The organism is Bradyrhizobium sp. 6(2017) (assembly GCF_011058295.2).
GTDB lineage: Bacteria > Pseudomonadota > Alphaproteobacteria > Rhizobiales > Xanthobacteraceae > Bradyrhizobium > Bradyrhizobium septentrionale.
In genome coordinates, this window is sequence record NZ_CP049289.2 from 9511676 (window position 1) to 9531588 (window position 19913).

Genomic DNA, 19913 nt, shown 5'->3' on the forward strand with positions numbered 1-19913 from the left:
CCGGGAGCACGCCGTGGCCAAATCGCAATGGAGTTTCAGGACCGCCGTCGAACTGTCGGAGGCGCTGCGCAGCAAGCAGGTCTCGGCGGTCGAGCTCGCACAGGACGCGATCGGCCGCATCGAGCGCCACGACGGCAGGGTCAACGCGGTCTGCGTGCGCGATTTCGAGCGCGGCCTCACTGCTGCACGCGCGGCCGATGCCGCGATCGCACGCGGCGAGCACAAGCCGCTGCTCGGCATCCCGATGACGGTGAAGGAATCCTTCAACGTCGCGGGCCTGCCGACGACCTGGGGCTACCCGGCGCAGAAGGACTTCACGCCGACTGAGGACGCGCTCTCGATCACGCGGGTGAAGGACGCCGGCGGCGTGATCCTCGGCAAGACCAACGTGCCGGTCGGGCTCGCCGACTGGCAGAGCTACAACGAGATCTACGGCACCACCAACAACCCTTACGACCTCGGCCGCACTCCGGGCGGCTCCTCCGGCGGATCGTCGGCGGCGCTCGCGGCGGGCTACGGCGCGCTGTCGCTCGGCTCCGACATCGGCGGCTCGCTGCGCGTGCCGGCATTCCACTGCGGCATCTATGCCCACAAGCCGACCTTCGCGCTGCTGCCGTCGCGCGGACACACCGCGCCGCCGCTGCCGCCGCTGATCTATGAACGCGACCTCGCGGTGACCGGCCCGATGGCGCGCGGCGCGGCCGACCTGTCGCTGCTGCTGGACGTAATGGCCGACCCCGATCCGCTCGACGCCGGCAAGGCCTATCGCCTCGAACTGCCCGCAGCGCGCCACGCGAACTTGCGGGATTTCCGCATCCTCGTCATCGACACCGATCCGGTGCTGCCGACCGACAAGGCGGTCCGCGGCACGATCGACAAGCTCGCCAGCCATATCGACAAGGCCGGCGCCAAAATCTCGCGCGCGAGCCCGCTGCTGCCGGATTTCGCGGCGTCGTCGCGGCTCTATATGCGGATGCTGCTGTCGTTCCTCGGCGCGAACTTTCCGCCCGATATCTATGCCGGCGCCTGCGCGGCGGCGGCGGCATTGCCGGCCGACAACACCAGCCTGCAGGCCGAGCGGCTGCGCGGCATCGCGCTCAGCCATCGCGACTGGGTGCAGGCGACTGCGGCGCGCTCGCGGCTGCGCGCGCAATGGCGCGAGTTCTTCAAGTCCTTCGACGCGGTGATCTGCCCGATCATGCCGACGCCGGCCTATCCGCACGATCATTCGCCCGATCAGGAGCAGCGCAGAATCCTGATCGACGGCGAACCGCACATCTACACCGACCAGCTCGCCTGGCCCGGCATCGCGACCCTGCCTGGCCTGCCTTCGACTGCGATCCCGACCGGCTTTGCGCCCGACGGACTGCCGCTCGGCGTGCAGATCGTCGGCCCCTGGCTCGAGGACCGCACGCCGATCAAGCTCGCCGAGCTGATCGAGCGCGAGTTCGGCGGATTTGTGCCGCCGAAGATGTTCGATGATTGAGTAAGTTGCTGCCGTCATTGCGAGCGGAGCGAAGCAATCCATATATCAACGTGCGCGGAACGATGGATTGCTTCGCGGAGCCTGTCATCCGGCGGCGCTTGGCGCCGACTGGGTGCTCGCAATGACGAGCAATAGCAGCCGGGAGGAAAACAATGAGCAACGATCTCGAAGAGCTGACAAAACTCAACAAGGATTACGTCGACTCGGTTCAGAACTGCGACGTCAAGCGCTTCGATGAAATCCTGGCGCAGGACTTTTACTGCACCAATCCAGACAAGAGCCTGGTCGACCGCGCCGCCTTCCTGAAGCAGACGGCGATCCCGGTGAAAATCAAGGGCCTGAAGGCCGAGGACATCAAAATCCGCATCCTCGGCGATTTCGCCATCATCCACGCGAAGACCAGCTACACCAACGCCGACGGCGAGCCCGCACACGGCCGCTACACCGATTGCTGGGCGCGGCAGAACGGCAAATGGCTCGCCGTGTCCGCGCACGTCGCGCGGTGACGGCTGACAACAATCTCAACCGTCGTCCCGGCGAACGCCGAGACCCATAACCACCGCTATTTGTGGTGACTAAAGAAAGTCGTCCACCTCTGTGCCCCAAGTGGAGCCGCGGCGTATGGGTCCCGGCTTTCGCCGGGACGACACAAGCTCAGCTGTCGAACATGATCACGCTGCGCAGCGTCTTGCCGGCCTTCATGTTGGCGAAGCCCTCGTTGATCTCGGAAAGCTTCAGCTTGGCCGAGATCCAGTCCTCCAGATGCAGTCTGCCGCGCATGTAGAAGTCGACGAGGCGCGGCATGTCGACGCGGAAGTGGTTGGAGCCCATCGAGGAGCCTTGAATCCTGCGCTCGCGCAGGAAGTCAAAACCGTGCAGCTCGATCTTCTGGCCGAACGGGATCATGCCGACGATGGTCGCGGTGCCGCCGGGCGCCAGCATGGCGAAGGCCTGCTCGGCGGTGTCCTTGCGGCCGAGCACCTCGAAGGAGTGTTGCACGCCGCCGCCGGTGAGCTCGCGCACCTGCTGGACGACGTCGCCGCGGGCGGGATCGACGATGTCGGTGGCGCCAAGTTTGGTCGCGAGCTGCAGCTTGGCCGGATTGGTGTCGATCGCGATGATACGGCCGGCGCCGGCGATCTGCGCGCCGTTGATCGCGGCCATGCCGACGCCGCCGCAGCCGATCACCGCGACGGTCTCGCCGGCGGTCACCTTGGCGGTGTTCACTACGGCGCCATAGCCGGTGATGACGCCGCAGCCGATCAGCGCGGCGAGATCGAGCGGCATCTCCCTCTTGATCTTCACGATGGCGTTCTCGTGCACCAGCATCTGCTCGGCGAACGACGAGAGATTGAGGAACTGGTGCAGCTTCTCCGACCTGTTCCAGGACAACCGGTTGGAGGCGCCGGGCAACATCTTCACTGTGGTGTCGGTGCACAGCACGGTGCGGCCGGTGGTGCAATTGTCGCAGGTGCCGCAGAACACCGAGAGGCAGGTGACGACGTGATCGCCCGGCTTCACGTAATTGACGTCGGAGCCGACCTTCTCGACCACGCCGGCCGATTCATGGCCGAGCACCGCGGGCAGCGGATGCGGATACAGGCCTTCCATGAAGTGCAGGTCGGAGTGGCAGAGACCCGCGACTGCGGTGCGGATCAGGACCTCGCGCGGCCCGGGATTGGGCACGCTGACATCCTCGATCACCAGCGGCTTGTTGACTTCATGCAGAACGGCGGCCTTCATCGGGGTCTCCCTTGGCGTTTTTGTTTGTTTGAACGGTGCGCTCGCGCGGCAGCCTACGCTGCGATGAGCAATTCGCCAACCTCGGCCATGCCGACGGCGCGATCGCCGAGCAGGTGCTCCGTCATCCTGCGCTGAACGGCATTTTCCGCAAGCCGGAACGGATCGCCGGGCATCACGCGATGGTCGATCACCATCCGCGACAGCAGCAGCCGGCGCGCATCGCCGCGCATCTCGTGAATGCGGCCGCCTTCCCACGCCAGCGCCACGGCGCTTGCGACATGATAGAGCAGGCTGGTGGCGCGCCGCGCATCGCCCTCATTGTCGATGCTCCCAGAGACCTCGCGCGCAAACCCGATCGCGCGGTCGCTGAGATCGCGCAGCCGGCTGCGCCAGGCTTGCGGCACGTTCGGGCTGTCATCGAGCCGCACATGCAGATCGGCCGCGAGCGCATTGTCGGCGCCATGGCGGCCGACCGCGCGCTTCAGCGCGTCGATCGCGACGATGTTGCCGGTGCCTTCCCAGATCGAACCGAGATGCGCGTCGCGCAGCAACCGGGGCGTGACGAATTCCTCGATGTAGCCGATGCCGCCGCGCATCTCCATCGCGTCGCCGCAGACTTTTCGGGCATCGCGGGTGGCGCGGAATTTCAAGGTCGGCGTCAGGATGCGCAGCAATGCCGCGGCATCCTGGCTGCCGGCCTCGGCGCGGTCGAGCGCGTCAGCGGTCAGAAAGCTCATCGACAGCGCCTGCTCGGTCGGCAGCATGATCTTCATCAGCTGCCGCCGCGCCAGCGGCAAATCGATGATGCGGCTTCCGAACACCACACGGCCCTTCGCGACCGTCATCGCATCGTGGAAGGCGCGGCGCATCAGCGCAGTCGACTTCACGCCGTTCGAAAGCCGCGACGAGTTCACCATCTCGGCCATCTGCACGAAGCCGCGGTCGAGCTTGCCGACGGCGTAAGCGATCGCGCCATCCAACTTGATCTCGCCCGAAGCCATCGAGCGGGTGCCGAGCTTGTCCTTCAGGCGCACGATCCGGTAGTGGTTCTGCGCGCCGTCGTCGAGGAAGCGCGGCATCAGGAACAGGCCGACGCCGCGGGTGCCCGGCCCGGCGCCCTCGGGGCGCGCCAGCAGCATCACCACCTTGGCATCGGCGTTTGAGCAGAACCACTTCTCGCCGTAGAGCCGCCAGTGGTCGCCTTCCTGCACGGCGCGGGTGGTCAGCGTGCCGACGTCGGAACCGCCCTCCTTCTCGGTCATGAACTGGCCGCCCTGCGTCAGTCTGCTCATGTCGGTCTGGGTCAGTCCGTCCAAATATTTCGCCTTCAAAGCCTCGCTGCCGAAATTCGCCAGCAGCTTCGCGCAACCGTCGGTGACGTTGATCGGGCAACCCATGCCGAATTCGGTCTGGTTGAACAGGAAGGTGAAGGCGTGCTTGGCCACGACAGGATATTTATCGGGCCAGCCCATGATGTCCTTGCGGATCGACAGCGCGTGAATGCCGAACTCGCCGAACGCGACTTTCTCGATATCGCGATAGGCCGGATGATATTCGATGTGCTGGACGTCGCGGCCGAACTTGTCGCGCTGATGCAGCACAGGCGTATGCCGGTCGGCAAGCCGTGCGCATTCGTCGAGAAAGCCACCGGCCAATCCGCCGAGACGGTCGAGATGCGGCTCGATGTGGCGGAACAACGCTTCGGGCAGATGCAGTTTCAGAAGATCTGTCAGCGCGGGATCGGCCCGGTAGAAATTCATTCCCGTCGTATCGGGCGCCAGCAGTCCCGGCTGGCTGACGGACGACGTTTTCTGATCCTGCTTGAGCGGCTGCATTGAATTCCCGGCTTCGCTTCTCATTTGTTTGGGCACGACTATCCTCCTCCGGCCGAGCAAAGGAAAGCCCAATGGATATTCCGAAGTACAAGATCGCCCTGATCGTCGGCGCCGGCGAGGGCCTCAGCGCCTCGCTGACGCGGCTATTTTCGCGGGAGGGAATTCGCGTGGCGCTGGGCGCCCGCAGCATCGAGAAGCTCGGCGCGCTCTGCACCGAAACCGGCGCGCGGACCTATGCCTGCGATGCCACCAAGGCCGAGGATGTCGAGCGTCTCTTCGGCCTCGTCGAGCGCGAGATCGGAACCCCTGATATCGTGGTCTACAACGCCTCTGGCCGCTCGCGTGGGCCCTTCGTTGAACTCGTCCCCTCCGAGGTCGAGCGGGCGATCGCGGTCTCGGCGTTCGGCGGCTTCCTGGTGGCGCAGGAAGCGGCGAAGCGCATGCTGCCCAACAAGAAGGGCGCGATCCTGTTCACCGGCGCCTCCGCCAGCGTCAAGGGCTATGCGCTATCGGCGCCGTTCGCGATGGGCAAGTTCGCATTGCGCGGGCTGGCGCAGAGCATGGCGCGGGAACTGTCGCCGCAGGGTATCCATGTCGCGCATTTCGTGATCGACGGCGGCATCCGCAGCGCCGCCCGCACCGAGCCCGCTGATCGCCCGGATTCGATGCTCGATCCCGACGCGATTGCATTGAGCTACTGGAACGTGCTGCAACAGCCGCGCAGCGCCTGGACCTGGGAGCTGGAATTGCGGCCCTGGGTTGAGAAGTTTTGAGATGACGGAGATCATCTCTAAGGCGTAGGCTGGGCTGAGCGCCGATCCTAACCGTCATTGCGAGGAGCGAAGCGACGAAGCAATCCATTTCTCCACTCGCGGTGGCATGGATTGCTTCGCTGCGCTCGCAATGACGACAACAATTCAACCCCGGGGGAATAGATGACCAGCGAAATCAAGATCGAAACCGGCACCGACGAACTGCTCTGCGTGATCCGCGACCGCGTCGCCGTCATCACCCTGAACCGTCCGGATGCCCGCAACTCGCTGTCGGACACGCTGACGCCGGCGCTGCGCACGATGATCCGGACCTGCGGCGAGAACCCCGAGGTCGGCGTGCTGCTCGTCACCGGCGCCGGCAAGGCGTTCTGCGCCGGCGGCAACGTCAAGGGCATGGGCGCGCATCGCGACCCGAAGAAGCTCGAAATGTCCTATGAAGACAAGGTCGCGGACCTTCAGGAGCGCCAGCGCCTGCTGACCGGCGCACTCGCCTCGGTACGCAAGCCGACCATTGCCGCGCTGCCCGGCCCCGCGGTCGGCGCCGGGCTTGCGATCGCGATGGCCTGCGACATCCGGATCGCGGCGCAATCCGCCTTCATCTCGACCGGATATCTGCGCGTGGCGCTGAGCGGCGACTACGGCATGGCCTGGCTGCTGACGCGGCTGGTCGGCACCTCGCGCGCCCGCGAATTGATGTTCACCTCCGAGAAGGTCGATGCCGTCAGATGCGAGCAGATCGGCCTCGTCAACCGCGTGGTGCCGGACGAGGCGCTGCAGGACGAGGCTTTTGCGCTGGCGAAGTCGATGGCCGAAGGCCCGACCTTGGCGCTGCGCTACATGAAGGACAATCTCGACGAGGCGCTGCAATTCGACTTCGCGACCGCGCGCGGCCACGAGGCCGAGCGGTTGATCCGGCTGACCACGACGGCCGATCACAAGGAAGCGGTGCAGGCGTTCATCGAGAAGCGCAAGCCGGTATTCCGGGGGAATTGAGTTCGGCCTCTTCTCCTTCCCCCTGAAAGGGGGAAGGTCGGGATGGGGGTCAGCCACACGCACGGTTGCCCGTGGAGAGAGAGAGAGAGAGAGAGGATCCCCACCCGCTTTGCTCTGACGAGCAAAGCGACCTCCCCTTTTCAAGGGGAGGTAAGAGCCATCGCGGCAGACTTAAAAAGAAAAGGGCCCGGTTCTGGGGAGGCCGGAACCGGGCCTAGTCAGTCAAACCGCAAGCGAGGACATCGCGGCCAAGCGGGAAGTGGCGGCAAGCCGCCAGCTGGCACAGGGAATGTCTTGCGGTTCGACGTGGATCTCTTTCGCAAAGCGCACCAGCTTCCAGTCGCCGGGGCTTTGCATGAAGGCATAGTCGGACTTGCGGGCGAGCCCGATCATCGTCGCATTGGAACGCAGCGTGTCGCCAAAAATGCGCTCGGCTCCGAGGGACGCCGCGCGGCACTCGAGATTCTTCAGCAGCGCCTTGCCAATGCCGTGGCCCTGCCACCGGTCATCGATCGACAGGCCGAACTCGACGCTCGACGTATCGGCATGGAAGGCATAGCGGGCTTCGCCGACAATGGTTTCGAAACCATCGACCAGCATCGTCGCGACCACCGTGAACCGGTCAGCCTCGCCGACATGAATAAAACGCTCGAGCTCCGTCTTCGGCAGCTCGCTCAGTGCGCCCAGGAAGCGGTTGTAGCGGGACCCCGCGGAGAGCGATCGGATGTAGTTCTGCAGTTCCTCGCGATCGCGCGGCTCGACGAAGCGCACCTTGATCTCGCTGCCGTTCTTGGCGCGCAGCACGTCGGAGTATTGCTTGAGATCGTCGAGATGCAGCGCAACCATGACACGCTCCTCGGGTGAAGAAACTGGCCGGCGCCCCTCCATCGAGGCGGCGCCGGCGACGGCGGCCCATTAGGCCCGCCAGAACGGCTTGTCGGTCTCGAACACGACGTCGCTGCGGGACATGCCGATGTCGTGCAGGTCGCGCTCGGTCCACTGCGACAGCTCGCGGCGGCGCTCGTAGCGCTCCCACCAGACATGCAGCGTCTCGCCGACCTGGTTCAGCAGCCCCGATGCATGATGATCGGCCGTATGATGATTTGTCATCGATTCATGGGTGAAAATGGACATTTGCGGCTCCTATCGGTAAACCTGTTGGCGGCAATATCGGAGCTATTCGGCCCGTTCACAAACGACACTTTGTACCGCTTCGCATGAATTAACGTCATGCATTGGGAGACCTTTCTGGCATGACCAGCCGCCTGCCTTCGCTGAACGGCCTGAGGGCATTCGAGGCCGCCGCGCGGCACATGAGCTTCACGCTGGCGGCGTCCGAACTGAACGTGACCCAGACCGCGATCAGCCATCAGATCCGGCGGCTTGAGGAGGAACTCGGCGTCCGCCTGTTTATCCGCCAGAACCGCTCGCTGGGCCTGACGCCGGAGGCCGCCGAATACCTTCCCGGCGTCCGCGCCGCTTTCAACGACCTCCGGCTTGCGACAGATCGGCTGCTACGCCGGGACGACGATCACGTGCTCACCGTCTCGACCTTGGCGTCGCTCGCCGCCAAATGGCTGCTGCCGCGGCTGTCGGCATTCCAGGAGGCGCATCCCGGCATCGACGTCCGCATCACCACCTCAACCAGCCTGGTCGATTTCCACCGCGACAAGGTCGACGCCGCGATCCGCTACGGCCGCGGCCAATGGGCCGGCCTGCGCGCGGACTGGCTGATGGCGGACGAGCTGTTTCCGGTGTGCAGTCCCTCGCTGCTGCAGGGAACCAAGCCGCTCAAATGCCCTGAGGATCTCAGGGATCATGTGCTGCTGCACACCAGCAACGCCAACAGCGACGACTGGCGGCTGTGGCTGACCGCGGCGGGCCTGCCGACCGACGTCTCCAAACAGCCGGGCGTCACCTTCGACCTGCTGTTCGTGACGCTCCAGGCCGCGATCGACGGGATCGGCATCGCGATGGGCCGCACCTCCTATGTGCAGGACGACATCACCAAGGGCCGGCTCGTGGTTCCCTTCAAGATCGCACTGCCGGCGGACGCCGGCTTCTATCTGGTGTCGCCGCAGGGACGCGCCGATACGCCAAAACTCTCCGCGTTCCGCTCCTGGCTCGGCGCCGCGGCACATACCGCGCCTTGATGCGGCGCACGCTGCGCTCAAGCTTCGCTCGAAGGCGCTTCCAGCAGATTTCCACCTACGGCTTTTTTCCGATGGCCTCGGCGTGATTTCGGGGTTGGTCGCGCCGGACAGGCGTGCCAAATTGCCGCACATGGCAGGGTAACTGCCTTGGCTGGCGAGACAATTTTCGCCGGCCCTTTTGTTTCGGGGAAGGAAAAGGCGTTATGTCGCAGTCGAGTTCACCACAAGTCCCGCAAATCAAGTCGCGTCTTGGCGCCATCCTGCGCGCGACCAGCGGCAATTTCCTCGAGCAATTTGACTTCTTCCTGTTCGGCTTCTATGCGCCCCTTATCGCCAAGGCCTTCTTCCCCTCCGAGAACGAGACCGCGGCGCTGCTCAACGCCTTCGGCGTGTTCTGGCTCGGCGCGCTGATGCGCCCAGTCGGAGCGATTGTGCTCGGCGCCTATATCGACCGCATCGGCCGCCGCAAGGGCCTGATCGTAACGCTCGCAATCATGGCCGTCGGCACGGTGGTGATCGCGATCTGCCCGACCTATGCAAGCATCGGCATTGCCGCTCCGATTATCGTCCTGCTTGCCCGCCTGCTGCAGGGCTTCTCCGCCGGCGTCGAGCTCGGCGGCGTCTCGGTCTACCTCGCGGAGATCGCCACACCCGGCAATCGCGGCTTCTATACCTCGTTCCAGTCGGCGAGCCAGCAGGTGGCGATCTTCGTCGCCTCGATCCTCGGCTTCATCCTGAGCGAGAGCATGCCGGCCGCAACCGTCGCGGACTGGGGCTGGCGCATCCCGTTCTTCGTCGGCTGCCTGATCATCCCCGTGATCTTCTTCCTGCGCCGCACGCTGGAGGAAACCCCGGCGTTCCTGGCGATGAAGAAGCATCCGACTGCAAGCGAGGTGTTTTCGTCGGCACTCGCCAACTGGCGCATCGTGATCCTCGGCATGATGATCGCGGTGCTGACCACCACGACCTTCTACTTCGTTACCGTCTACACGCCGACCTTCGGCAAGACCGTGCTGAAGCTCTCGACCCAGGATGCGCTGCTGGTGACGCTGCTGGTCGCCGTGACCAACTTCATCTGGAATCCGGTCGGCGGCGCGCTGTCCGACCGGATCGGCCGCAAGCCGGTGCTGCTGGCGATCGCCGGCCTGTCGCTGGTGACGGCCTATCCGGCGCTGCACTGGCTGGTCACCGATCCGAGCTTCGGCAAGATGCTGGCGGTCGAGATGATGTTCTCGTTCTATTTCGGCGTCTACAGCGGCACCATGCTGGGCTCTCTGGTCGAGATCGTGCCGGCGCATGTCCGCACCACCTGCTTCTCGCTGGCCTTTGCGCTGGCGGCCGGGCTGTTCGGCACATTCACGCCGTTCGCCTCGACCTGGCTGATCCAGCAGACCGGCGACAAGGCCTCGCCCGGCTACTGGCTGATGTGCGCGGCCGTGCTCGGCATCGTCGCCGCGCTGATCGTCTATCGTGACGGCCAGACCATCGAGCAGCGTGAGACGGTTGCGGCATGATCGTGCGCATGCAATTGGGGCAGACTCTTTATTTGAGCATGATCTTTCGGAAAACCGCTACACGCTTTTCCGGATCATGCTCATTCGCCCGCCCCTGTTGCTTTCCATGCCAACAACGATAACAAGAGCGCATGGTTGATCTGACGCGCAGGTTCGACGTGCTGGTGATCGGCGGCGGCAACGCCGCGCTCTGCGCTGCGATCAGCGCACGGCGCGCCGGTGCTTCGGTGCTGGTACTGGAAGGCGCGCCAAAGTTCTACCGCGGCGGCAACACCCGCCATACCCGCAACATGCGCTGCGCCCATGACGCGGCGACCGAAATCCTCACCGGTCCCTACACCGAGGAGGAATTCTGGCAGGATTTGCTGCTGGTGACCGGCGGCCAGACCGACGAGGAACTGGCCCGCTTCATGATCCACGAGTCCAAGGACATCCTGAACTGGATCGTCCAACAGGGCGTGCGTTGGCAGCCCTCGCTCGGCGGCACCTTGAGCCTCGGCCGCACCAATTCGTTCTTCCTCGGCGGCGGCCGCGCGATGCTGAACGCGCTGTATCTTACCGCCGAGGAGCTCGGCGTCGACATCCTCTACGATGCCGAGGTCATCGATCTCAAGATCGAGGACGGCATGTTCCTCTCGGCCCAGCTGAAGCAGCCGGTCGGCGGCAGGACCGAGGTGCGCGCCTCGACCCTGGTCGCGGCCGCCGGCGGCTTCGAGGCAAATATCGAATGGCTGAAGCAATATTGGGGCGAGGCCGCCGACAATTTCCTGATCCGCGGCACGCCGTATAATCGAGGCGCGATCCTGAAGATGCTGCTGGCCAAAGGCGTGCAGGAGATCGGCGATCCAACGCAGTGCCATGCGGTGGCAATCGACGCCCGCGCGCCGAAGTTCGACGGCGGCATCATTACCCGTCATGACTCGGTCGTGTTCGGCATTGTCGTCAACAAGCATGCCGAGCGCTTCTACGACGAAGGCGAGGACATCTGGCCGAAGCGCTATGCGATCTGGGGCCGCCTGGTCGCGGCGCAGCCGGACCAGATCGCCTACATCATTTTCGATTCGACCGTCGTGACGAGCTTCATGCCGACGCTGTTTCCGCCGATCGCAGGCTCAACGATTGCCGAACTCGCCGGCAAGCTCGAGCTCGATGCGGCCGCGCTGGAAAAGACCATCACCGAATTCAACGCCTCGGTGCAGCCCGGCAGCTTCGACCACACCATCCTCGACGACTGCCGCACCGAAGGCATCACGCCTCCGAAGACGCATTGGGCGCGCAGGATCGAGACGCCGCCCTATCTCGCCTATCCGGTGCGGCCCGGCATCACCTTCACCTATCTCGGCACCCGCGTGAACAAGCAGTCGCGGATGCTGATGAAGGACGGCAAGCCGTCCGCCAACATGTTCGCCGCCGGCGAGATCATGGCCGGCAACGTGCTCGGCAAGGGCTACGCCGCCGGCATCGGCATGACCATCGGCAGCGTGTTCGGCCGCGTCGCCGGGCGGGAAGCGGCGAAGAATGCGCGGAACTGACAGCTAGGCGGGAGCGATGCACGGGACGAGGATCTTGCAGGAAGCCGACCGTCTGATGACGGTGTGCAATTCCTGCCGCTATTGCGAGGGCCTGTGCGCGGTGTTTCCCGCGATGGAGATGCGCCGCGCCTTCTCCGACGGCGACCTCAACTATCTCGCCAATCTCTGCCATGCCTGCGGCGCCTGCTATACCGACTGCCAGTTCTCGCCGCCGCACGAATTCAACGTCAATGTGCCGAAGACGCTCGCGGTGGCGCGCGCCGAATCCTATGCCGCCTATGCCTGGCCACGCGCCTTCGCCGGCGTGTTCGCGCGCAACGGCCTCGTCATCAGCCTGATCGCGGCGCTGAGCGTCGCCGCCTTCATCTTCGGCTTTGCCGCCGTCAACGACCGCGGCGTGCTGTATGGCATCCACACCGGGCCCGGCGCGTTCTACAAATTGATGCCGCACAATGCGATGGCGCTGCTGTTCGGCGCCGCTTTGCTCTACGCCATCCTGGCGCTGGCGATGGGCGCGCGCGCGTTCTGGCGCGCGATCGGCGAGCCCATTGGCATGAAAACGGACGCGAAATCGCTGTTGCAGGCGGTGCGAGATGCCGGCGAGCTGCGCTATCTCGACGGCGGCGGCGTCGGCTGCTTCAACGAGGACGACCACCCGACCGACCGCCGCAAGCTGCATCACCACTTCACCTTCTACGGCTTCGCGCTGTGCTTCGCCGCGACCTGCGTCGGAACGCTGTATCATTATCTGCTGGCGCGCGAAGCGCCCTATGCCTGGTGGGATCTGCCTGTGGTGTTGGGCACGCTCGGCGGCATCGGGCTCGTGGTCGGCCCTATCGGGCTCTTGTCAGAGAAATGGAAGCGCGATCGGGTGCTGGTCGACGAAAAGCAGATGGGCATGGACACCGCGTTCATCCTGATGCTGTTCCTGACCAGCATCACTGGCCTCGCCTTGCTGCTGTGGCGCGAGACTGCCGCGATGGGCCCGCTGCTCGCGCTACACCTCGGCGTGGTGTTCGCGCTGTTCATCACCATGCCCTACGGAAAATTCGTGCACGGCATTTACCGCTTCGTCGCGCTGGTGCGCTACGCGCGGGAACGGCAGATGACGGCGGAGTGATTAAGAATGTAGGGTGGGTTAGCGAAGCGTAACTCCCCGACTTCGTGCCGCGGAGAAGATGGTGAGTTACGCCTTCCGCCTTCGCTCGTTGAGCTACGGCGGACGTAGTCGGCTAACCCACCCTACGGGACCGCCCGCGTGGCGCCAGCGCGGCGAACACTACAAATCCACCACCACGTAGTCGCTTTCCACCGCGACCTTGATGGTCTCGGCGACATACGGCCCCTTCACCACATTGGTGCCCGGCTCGACGCTGACCGGATAGGCGCGTACGCGGAAGCGACGCGGGTCGCAATAGGACTGGCCGGTGCGGATGTCGAACTCCCAGCCATGCCAGGGGCAGCGCAGGATCTCGCCGAGCTTGGTGTATTCGATCTCGCCGGGATCGGAGGATGACGCGAGCCCGATCAGCGGGCCCTCGCAGAGCGCCGCGCCCTGATGCGGGCAGCGGTTCAACAGGCCGAAGAACTCGCCCTTGACGTTGAAGACGGCGATCGGCCGTCCGTCGATCTCGAAGAATTTTCGCGACCCGGGTGGCAACTCGTCCACCGGGGCAATCACATGACGCGCCATCTATGAGATACCGTACAGCTGCTTCGCATTGTCGAGATAGAACGCCTGGCGGTTAGCATCGCTGACGCCGGCCGGCAGCACGCGCGAAGGCTCGTCGTAATCCCAATGCGGATAGTCGGTCGCGAACAACAGTCTGTCCCAGCCGATCCATTCGATGGTCTGGAACAGATGGTCGCGGCTCTCCGGATCTTCCATCGGCTGCGTGGTCCACCAGATGTGGTCGCGGATGTATTCCGACGGCTTGCGCTTCAGATGCGGCACCTCGGAATGCAGCCGCGCAAACACCTTGTCGAGTCGCCAGGCGAGCGACGGCGCCCAGCCGAAGCCGGCCTCGACCATCACCATCTTCAGTTTCGGGAAGCGCTCGAACACGCCTTCGAGCACCAGGCTCGCCAGCGCGGTCTGCTGGCACTGCGAATGCCCAACCATCTCCTCGATGTAATAGCTCGGCCAGCCCGAGGCGGTGATCGGGTTGCCGCCGAAGCCGAAGGCGTGCACGCCGATCGGCAGGCCGGCCTCCTGCGCCGCCTCATAGATCGGCCAGTAGCGGCGCTGGCCGAGCGGCTCGACGTTGCGGCTGAGCAGCAGCACCTGGACGAAATTCGTGTCGCCTGCGCGCTTGCGGATTTCCGCTGCCGCCGACACGCCCTCCTCATTGGCGACGACCACCGAGCCCTTCAGCCGCGAGTCCTTGCTGGTCCATTTCTCGATCTGCCAGTCGTTGATCGCCGAGCAGATCGCGCCGGCGAGGTCCTGGTTGCGGATGCCCTGCCCGGTGTTGAGCGGATTGAGCACGCCGAGCGCGACATTGTTGGGATCGAGATGCTGCTTCTGCATGAAGGACAGCGACGAGCCCTGCGGCCCGCCTTCCGGCGGATAGGCGTCGCGGCGCGAGGCGTTCGGCTGCGCCTTCGGATAGGGCGGGCCTTCCATCATGCCCTGATAAGCATGAACGCCGAAGGTCTCGAGATGGCTGTGCCAGCGCTTGGCCAGATAAGGATGCAGCTCGTCCTTGGTCGCGCGTGCCGGATGGATGTCGCAATCGGCGATCGCGGTCTTGATGCCCGTCGACGCGGCCGCCTCGGGGCGTTCCCGAACCTGGATGTTCATGGCGTCATCTCCTTCACCTTCAACCGTCCATAGGTCGCGTGCGGATTGTCGATCATGATCTTGCGGACCAGGTCCGGCGACAACCCCTTCGGCAAGACCTCGTCACCATCGAACTGCCAATGCGGATAGTCAGTCGAGAATAGGATCAATTCGTCCGACTGCATATGGTCGAACAGCCGGTTCAGGGTGTCGCCTTCCGGCGGCGCGTCGACCGGCTGCAGCGAGAAGCGGATGTTGCTTCGCACAATCTCCAGCGGCGCACGATCGACCCACGGCGTTTCCATGCGCACGCCGCGCCAGAACTTGTGCAGCCGCCACAGGAACGGCGGCAGCCAGGTGAAACCACTCTCCAGCATCACCATCGTTAAGGCTGGATGGCGCGCGAACACGCCCTGGACGATCAGGCTGGTGAGCTGGGTCTGGAACGCTTGCGCCTGCGCGACGTAATCCTCGATGTGATAGGAGCCCCAGCCGACCGAGGTCGGCGGGTTGTGGTAGGCGCTGCCGGCATGGATGCCGATCGGCAGGCCGTGCCGTTCGGCCGCGGCGTAAATCGGCCAGTAGTGACGCTTGCCGAGCGGCATGTCGCCCATCACAAGCATCAGCACCTGCACGAAGCGCTTGTCCTGCGCACAGCGCTCGATCTCGGCCACCGCCTTGTCGATGCTCTGCATCGGAATCACGATCGATCCGCGCAGCCGATCATCCTTGTCGAGCCACTCCTTGACCAGCCAGTCGTTCAGCGCGCGGCAGAAGGCATCGGCCATGTCTTCGGAGAACACCAACTGCACGCCGTAGAGCGGGTTGCAGATACCGTAGGCGGTGCCGAACTTGTCGAGCGCCTGACTTTGCATGTCCCCAAGGCTCGAGCCCGGCTTGCCTTGCGCGGGGCGCCAGTCCGGCCGCGACGAGATCGGCGAATTGGTGGGATAGGATTGCGAGATCAGATCCGTCATGCCGCGCGTCGTCACCTGGTCGCGCCAGTAGTCGTTCATGTACGGCAGCAGGCTGGTGAGGTGAGGCACGGCGGGATGCAGATCGCAATCCACGCCGCCCGCGATCGGCAACGTCATGGTGTTTCCTCCGCGCACGCTCTCACAACAACTGTCGGGGCGCCGCTTGGTTGTTGTCCGACATTCAATCAGTCCATGCTGCGATCCGCAACTCGGCAGAGGCCGGTGTGGTGTGCTAGGAAGGCAGAACGCCCTACAGGATTTTCATGGCAAGCAACGAGAAAGAGCGCCGATGAACGCACTCATATCCATCGCTGAGCAGGTCGCCGCGAAACTGATCGCCAACAAGCAGACGATTGCGGTCGCGGAGTCCTCCACCGGCGGACTGATCTCCGCGTCACTGCTCGCGGTGCCCGGCGCATCGGCCTATTTCCTCGGCGGCGGCGTGATCTACACCCGCGACGCGCGGCGTGCGCTGATGGACATTTCCGACGACGCGATGCGGGGTCTCCGCTCGTCGTCAGAACCCTATGCTCAGTTGCTGGCGCGCCAGATCCGCGAACGCCTCGCGACCGATTGGGGATTGTCGGAAACCGGCGCCGCCGGCCCGACCGGCAACCGCTACGGCGATGCCGCCGGCCACAGCTGCATGGCGGTCTCAGGCCCGCAGCAGCAGGTCATCACGCTGGAAACCGCCAGCGGCGACCGGCAGGCCAACATGCAGGCGTTCGCAAAGGCGGCGCTGGAGCTACTGCTGAGGAATCTGTCGCGCTAGTTCAACGGCGTCGTCTCGGCGAAGGCCGGGACCCATAACCACAAGTGTTGGCGGTGAGCTGCGCTATGGCCACACCCTGCATCATAACTCATTCCTGGGGTAATGGGTCCCGGCCTTCGCCGGGACGACGCGGGGGAGAGATTCGCGGACTATCAATCAGCGGAGCAACGCTGCGCGAAGAATCTCACTTCTCGCGGAACGAGCGCATGAACTGGTCGCTCATCGGCTTCATCAGATACGACAGCATGGTGCGGTCGCCGGTCTGGACGAAGGCTTCCACCGGCATGCCTGGGATGATCTTCACCTCGCTGCCGAGGCGCGCGACCTCTTCCGGGGGCATCGAGACGCGGATGGTGTAGTAGCTCTGCCCGGTGCGCTGATCGGTGTTGACGTCGGCGGAGACGCGCGTGACGACGCCGTTCAGCTCGGGCGTGGTACGCTGGTTGAAGGCGGAGAGCCGCAGCACGGTCTTCTGTCCGACCTGCAGCTTGTCGATGTCCTGCGGGTTGACCTTGGCCTCGACCGACAGATCGTCGGCCTTCGGCACGATCATCATGATGGCGTCGCCGGCGGTGATCACACCGCCGACCGTGTGCACGGTCGACTGCAGCACGACGCCGTCCTGCGGCGCGCGGATGTCGATGCGGCGAAGCTGGTCTTCGGCGGTCACCTTGCGTTCGACAAACTCGCCGATCTTGTCGTTGGTCTCACGCAGGTCCTTCGAGACCTCGGAGACCATGTCCTTGTCGACCTGGATGATCTGCAACTCGGTCTCGGTGATCTTGCCCTTGGCCTGGGCGCGCGAGGCGATGTATTGCGCGCGCTCGCCGGAGAGCCGCGCCGCGTCGCGCTCCAGCGTGGTCAGGCGGGTGAGCTGCACCAGATGCTGCTCATAGAGCTGGCGGACGCCGACCAGCTCCTGCTGCACCAGTGCGATCTCCTTGTCCTTGGCGGCTTCCTGCGCCTGCAGGCCGGAGATCTCCTCGTTGAGCTGGGTGACGCGTTCGCGCAGCTGCGCCTTCTGGCCGCTGCGGCCGTTGACGCGGACTTCGAACAGCTTGGATTCGCTCGCCATGATGTCGCGCACGTCGGGATCCTTGGCCTGCTCGGTGAGCTGCGGCGGGAAGGCGATCTTGTCGTTGCCCCGCTGCTCGGCTTCGAGCCGGGCTGCGCGCGCGTAGAGGCCATTCAGCGTCTTGACCACGATCGCAAGGCTCGCCTTCACGACCGTCTCGTCGAGGCGCACGACGACATCACCCGCCTTGACCACGTCGCCGTCACGCACCCGGACCTCGCCAACCACGCCGCCGGTCGGATGCTGCACCTTCTTGACGTTGGACTCGACCACCACCGAGCCCGGCGCGATCAGCGCGCCCGAGATCGGCACCGTGGTCGCCCAGCCACCGACGCCGCCGCCCAGAACCAGAACCACGACGAGGCCGACGATCAGATGCTTGCGGATCGAGAGACGTGCGTTGCGCGGCTGATCGGTCATGCGATCGCTCATGACTTGGCTCCCCCCGCATCGGCGACGATCTTGATCGGCGTCGGCACCGGCGGCGCGACGCGCTGCAGCACCTGGGCGAGCACGGTCTCCTTCGGCCCAAAGGTCTGCATGCGGCCGTCCTTCAGCACCAGCAGCTGGTCGACGCCCTCGATGCCGACCGGCCGGTGCGCGACCACGATGACGATGGCGCCGCGTTCGCGGGCACCACGCACCGCGCGGGTCAGAGCCTCGTCGCCTTCACTATCGAGGTTGGAGTTCGGCTCATCCAGCACGATCAGAAACGGATCGCCGTAGAGCGCGCGCGCCAGCGCGACGCGCTGCGCCTGGCCAGCGGAGAGCGCGGTGCCCTGCTCGCCGACCTGGGTGTCGTAGCCCTCGCGCATCTTGATGATCATCTCGTGCACGCCGGCTTCCTTGGCCGCGGCGATGATGCCGTCGGACTTGGCGTCGGGATCGAACCGGCAGATGTTCTGCGCCACCGTGCCGGCGAACAATTCGACGTCCTGCGGCAAATAGCCGACATGGCGCCCGAGCTCGTCCGACGACCACTGGTCGAGCGCTGCGCCGTCGAGCCGTACCTTGCCGCGCGCCGGCACCCAGACGCCGACCAGCGCCCGGATCAGCGACGACTTGCCGGAACCGCTCGGGCCGATCACGCCGACGCCGCTGCCGGCTTCGGCCGCGAAGGTGATGTCCTGCACGATGGCGCGCTGATCGCCGGGCGCAACCATGGTCACCGCCTCGACCGAAAGCCTCTTCTCCGGCGCCTGCAGCAGCGTCTGCTCGGGGCGCGCCGGAATCTGTTGCAGCAGGCGGTTGAGCCGCTGCCAGCTCTGCCGCGCGGCGACAAAGCCCTTCCAATGCGCGATCGCGAGATCGACCGGCGCCAGCGCCCGCGCGCTCAGGATCGAGCCGGCGATGATGATGCCGCCGGTGGCCTCCTGGTGGATCACGAGATAGGCACCGACCGCGAGCACCGCGGACTGCAGCATCATGCGCAGCACCTTGGCGACCGCACCGAGCCCACCGGTGACGTCGCTCGCGTGCTGGTTGCCGGAGAGATATTCCTCGTTGGCCTCGTTCCAGCGCTTGTTCATCCGCCCGGCCATGCCCATCGCCACGAGCACCTCGGCGTTGCGGCGGCTCGAGGCGGCGAGATCGTTGCGCCGCGCCGCGAGCGACATCGCTTCCTTGGCGGGCGAGCGCGACATGTATTCGGTAATCAGCGTCAACGTCACCAGAATGACGGCGCCGACCAGCGCGGTGACGCCGAGCAGCCAATGGAACGCGAAGCAGATCGCCATGTAGAACGGCAGCCAAGGCAAATCGAAGAACGCGCCGGGACCCATGCTGCCGAGGAAGGAGCGCACGTTGTCGAGATCGCGCAGCGGCTGCAGGCCCTCGCTGCGATTGCCGGCCATCAGCGGCAGCCGCACGATGGTGTCGAACACCCGCGCATTGAGCGCCTCGTCGAGCGAGGTGCCGACGCGACCGAGGATCCGTCCGCGCAAGAGATCGAGCACGCCCTGGGCGATGTAGAGCACCGCGGCGATGACCACGAGGCCGACCAGGGTCGGAACGCTACGGCTCGGCAGCACGCGGTCGTAGACCTGCAGCATGAACATCGAACCTGTCAGATATAACAGGTTGATCATGCAACTGATGAGACCGACGCCGATGAAGGCACTGCGACATGCGCGCAGCGCCTCAGCCAGTTCGGAACGCCGGACAGCGGGCGCGGCTGCCATGAAAACTGTTCTCTGCAAACAAAGCGTTACGTGATGACCACCTTGTATAGGCGTTTGCGGCCATCGTCCATTTCAAGTCGCGTCGACCAGAGCATGGT

18 protein-coding genes are annotated in these 19913 nt (G+C 65.0%); 9 read left to right on the plus strand and 9 right to left on the minus strand.

Annotation, left to right across the window (positions count from 1 at the left end; translation table 11 throughout):
- Nucleotides 1-13 precede the first annotated feature (13 nt).
- Nucleotides 14-1486, plus strand: a complete 1473-nt coding sequence (locus G6P99_RS45235; RefSeq protein WP_029077960.1) for an amidase — start codon at nucleotides 14-16, stop codon at nucleotides 1484-1486.
- A 152-nt stretch (nucleotides 1487-1638) separates the two neighbouring features.
- Nucleotides 1639-1992 carry a nuclear transport factor 2 family protein gene (locus G6P99_RS45240; RefSeq protein WP_029077961.1) on the plus strand — a complete coding sequence of 118 codons (354 nt, stop codon included), beginning with the start codon at nucleotides 1639-1641 and terminating at the stop codon, nucleotides 1990-1992.
- 148 nt (nucleotides 1993-2140) lie between these two features.
- Here G6P99_RS45240 and G6P99_RS45245 read toward each other — a convergent pair whose 3' ends face one another.
- Both G6P99_RS45245 and G6P99_RS45250 read right to left on the minus strand, forming a co-directional pair.
- The gene (locus G6P99_RS45245) at nucleotides 2141-3229 is read right to left on the minus strand and encodes a Zn-dependent alcohol dehydrogenase (RefSeq protein WP_029077962.1); all 1089 of its coding nucleotides are present in this window, start codon (nucleotides 3227-3229) and stop codon (nucleotides 2141-2143) included.
- 53 nt (nucleotides 3230-3282) lie between these two features.
- On the minus strand, nucleotides 3283-5064 hold the full coding sequence (locus G6P99_RS45250; RefSeq protein WP_165126784.1) for an acyl-CoA dehydrogenase family protein: 1782 nt from the start codon (nucleotides 5062-5064) through the stop codon (nucleotides 3283-3285).
- 71 nt (nucleotides 5065-5135) lie between these two features.
- Here G6P99_RS45250 and G6P99_RS45255 point away from each other — a divergent pair, with 71 nt between their 5' ends.
- The gene (locus G6P99_RS45255) at nucleotides 5136-5837 is read left to right on the plus strand and encodes an SDR family NAD(P)-dependent oxidoreductase (RefSeq protein ID WP_029077964.1); all 702 of its coding nucleotides are present in this window, start codon (nucleotides 5136-5138) and stop codon (nucleotides 5835-5837) included.
- A gap of 162 nt (nucleotides 5838-5999) precedes the next feature.
- Nucleotides 6000-6830, plus strand: coding sequence for an enoyl-CoA hydratase (locus G6P99_RS45260; protein ID WP_029077965.1), 831 nt, complete (start codon nucleotides 6000-6002; stop codon nucleotides 6828-6830).
- Between the two features lie 222 nt (nucleotides 6831-7052).
- Here the strand turns inward: G6P99_RS45260 and G6P99_RS45265 are convergent, their stop codons facing one another.
- Together G6P99_RS45265 and G6P99_RS45270 are read right to left on the minus strand one after the other, a co-directional pair.
- Complete coding sequence (locus G6P99_RS45265; protein WP_029077966.1) at nucleotides 7053-7676, minus strand: GNAT family N-acetyltransferase; 624 nt, start codon at nucleotides 7674-7676, stop codon at nucleotides 7053-7055.
- Nucleotides 7677-7745: 69 nt separating this feature from the next.
- On the minus strand, nucleotides 7746-7964 hold the full coding sequence (locus G6P99_RS45270; protein WP_029077967.1) for a DUF1127 domain-containing protein: 219 nt from the start codon (nucleotides 7962-7964) through the stop codon (nucleotides 7746-7748).
- Nucleotides 7965-8083: 119 nt separating this feature from the next.
- Between G6P99_RS45270 and G6P99_RS45275 the strand changes: the two genes are divergently transcribed.
- From G6P99_RS45275 to tcuB, 4 genes are all read left to right on the plus strand, one after another.
- Entirely contained in the window at nucleotides 8084-8983 is a 900-nt protein-coding gene (locus G6P99_RS45275; protein ID WP_029077968.1) for a transcriptional regulator GcvA, read from the plus strand.
- A gap of 203 nt (nucleotides 8984-9186) precedes the next feature.
- A complete protein-coding gene (locus tag G6P99_RS45280; protein ID WP_029077969.1) occupies nucleotides 9187-10497 on the plus strand; it encodes an MFS transporter in 1311 nt (436 codons plus the stop codon).
- A gap of 131 nt (nucleotides 10498-10628) precedes the next feature.
- Nucleotides 10629-12029 (plus strand): FAD-dependent tricarballylate dehydrogenase TcuA, encoded by a 1401-nt coding sequence (gene tcuA, locus G6P99_RS45285; RefSeq protein WP_198031095.1) that lies wholly within the window; start codon nucleotides 10629-10631, stop codon nucleotides 12027-12029.
- Between the two features lie 16 nt (nucleotides 12030-12045).
- The gene (tcuB, locus tag G6P99_RS45290) at nucleotides 12046-13149 is read left to right on the plus strand and encodes a tricarballylate utilization 4Fe-4S protein TcuB (protein WP_029077971.1); all 1104 of its coding nucleotides are present in this window, start codon (nucleotides 12046-12048) and stop codon (nucleotides 13147-13149) included.
- A 159-nt stretch (nucleotides 13150-13308) separates the two neighbouring features.
- Here tcuB and G6P99_RS45295 read toward each other — a convergent pair whose 3' ends face one another.
- The 3 genes from G6P99_RS45295 to G6P99_RS45305 are packed head-to-tail and all read right to left on the minus strand — an operon-like array spanning nucleotide 13309 to nucleotide 15905.
- The gene (locus G6P99_RS45295; RefSeq protein ID WP_029077972.1) at nucleotides 13309-13722 is read right to left on the minus strand and encodes a Rieske (2Fe-2S) protein; all 414 of its coding nucleotides are present in this window, start codon (nucleotides 13720-13722) and stop codon (nucleotides 13309-13311) included.
- A complete protein-coding gene (locus G6P99_RS45300; protein ID WP_165126785.1) occupies nucleotides 13723-14832 on the minus strand; it encodes an amidohydrolase family protein in 1110 nt (369 codons plus the stop codon). It lies immediately after the preceding gene.
- A complete protein-coding gene (locus G6P99_RS45305) occupies nucleotides 14829-15905 on the minus strand; it encodes an amidohydrolase family protein (protein WP_029077974.1) in 1077 nt (358 codons plus the stop codon). The genes G6P99_RS45300 and G6P99_RS45305 overlap by 4 nt, the downstream gene beginning before the upstream one ends.
- Before the next feature lie 172 nt (nucleotides 15906-16077).
- Here G6P99_RS45305 and G6P99_RS45310 point away from each other — a divergent pair, with 172 nt between their 5' ends.
- Nucleotides 16078-16560 (plus strand): CinA family protein, encoded by a 483-nt coding sequence (locus G6P99_RS45310; RefSeq protein WP_029077975.1) that lies wholly within the window; start codon nucleotides 16078-16080, stop codon nucleotides 16558-16560.
- A 184-nt stretch (nucleotides 16561-16744) separates the two neighbouring features.
- Here G6P99_RS45310 and G6P99_RS45315 read toward each other — a convergent pair whose 3' ends face one another.
- On the minus strand, nucleotides 16745-18067 hold the full coding sequence (locus tag G6P99_RS45315; RefSeq protein WP_051345947.1) for an HlyD family type I secretion periplasmic adaptor subunit: 1323 nt from the start codon (nucleotides 18065-18067) through the stop codon (nucleotides 16745-16747).
- A complete protein-coding gene (locus tag G6P99_RS45320) occupies nucleotides 18064-19815 on the minus strand; it encodes a type I secretion system permease/ATPase (protein WP_029077977.1) in 1752 nt (583 codons plus the stop codon). Before G6P99_RS45320 ends, G6P99_RS45315 begins: the two co-directional genes overlap by 4 nt.
- Between the last annotated feature and the right edge of the window lie 98 nt (nucleotides 19816-19913).

Bases quoted from the DNA above. Each gene is read 5' to 3' on its own strand.
- G6P99_RS45315 (WP_051345947.1), bottom strand. From the start codon at position 18,067: ATGAGCGATCGCATGACCGATCAGCCGCGCAACGCACGTCTCTCGATC.
- G6P99_RS45275 (WP_029077968.1), top strand. From the start codon at position 8,084: ATGACCAGCCGCCTGCCTTCGCTGAACGGCCTGAGGGCATTCGAGGCC.
- G6P99_RS45310 (WP_029077975.1), top strand. From the start codon at position 16,078: ATGAACGCACTCATATCCATCGCTGAGCAGGTCGCCGCGAAACTGATC.
- G6P99_RS45270 (WP_029077967.1), bottom strand. From the start codon at position 7,964: ATGTCCATTTTCACCCATGAATCGATGACAAATCATCATACGGCCGAT.
- G6P99_RS45300 (WP_165126785.1), bottom strand. From the start codon at position 14,832: ATGAACATCCAGGTTCGGGAACGCCCCGAGGCGGCCGCGTCGACGGGC.
- G6P99_RS45320 (WP_029077977.1), bottom strand. From the start codon at position 19,815: ATGGCAGCCGCGCCCGCTGTCCGGCGTTCCGAACTGGCTGAGGCGCTG.
- G6P99_RS45240 (WP_029077961.1), top strand. From the start codon at position 1,639: ATGAGCAACGATCTCGAAGAGCTGACAAAACTCAACAAGGATTACGTC.
- G6P99_RS45295 (WP_029077972.1), bottom strand. From the start codon at position 13,722: ATGGCGCGTCATGTGATTGCCCCGGTGGACGAGTTGCCACCCGGGTCG.
- G6P99_RS45250 (WP_165126784.1), bottom strand. From the start codon at position 5,064: ATGCAGCCGCTCAAGCAGGATCAGAAAACGTCGTCCGTCAGCCAGCCG.
- G6P99_RS45245 (WP_029077962.1), bottom strand. From the start codon at position 3,229: ATGAAGGCCGCCGTTCTGCATGAAGTCAACAAGCCGCTGGTGATCGAG.
- tcuA (WP_198031095.1), top strand. From the start codon at position 10,629: ATGGTTGATCTGACGCGCAGGTTCGACGTGCTGGTGATCGGCGGCGGC.
- G6P99_RS45280 (WP_029077969.1), top strand. From the start codon at position 9,187: ATGTCGCAGTCGAGTTCACCACAAGTCCCGCAAATCAAGTCGCGTCTT.
- tcuB (WP_029077971.1), top strand. From the start codon at position 12,046: ATGCACGGGACGAGGATCTTGCAGGAAGCCGACCGTCTGATGACGGTG.
- G6P99_RS45265 (WP_029077966.1), bottom strand. From the start codon at position 7,676: ATGGTTGCGCTGCATCTCGACGATCTCAAGCAATACTCCGACGTGCTG.
- G6P99_RS45260 (WP_029077965.1), top strand. From the start codon at position 6,000: ATGACCAGCGAAATCAAGATCGAAACCGGCACCGACGAACTGCTCTGC.
- G6P99_RS45305 (WP_029077974.1), bottom strand. From the start codon at position 15,905: ATGACGTTGCCGATCGCGGGCGGCGTGGATTGCGATCTGCATCCCGCC.
- G6P99_RS45255 (WP_029077964.1), top strand. From the start codon at position 5,136: ATGGATATTCCGAAGTACAAGATCGCCCTGATCGTCGGCGCCGGCGAG.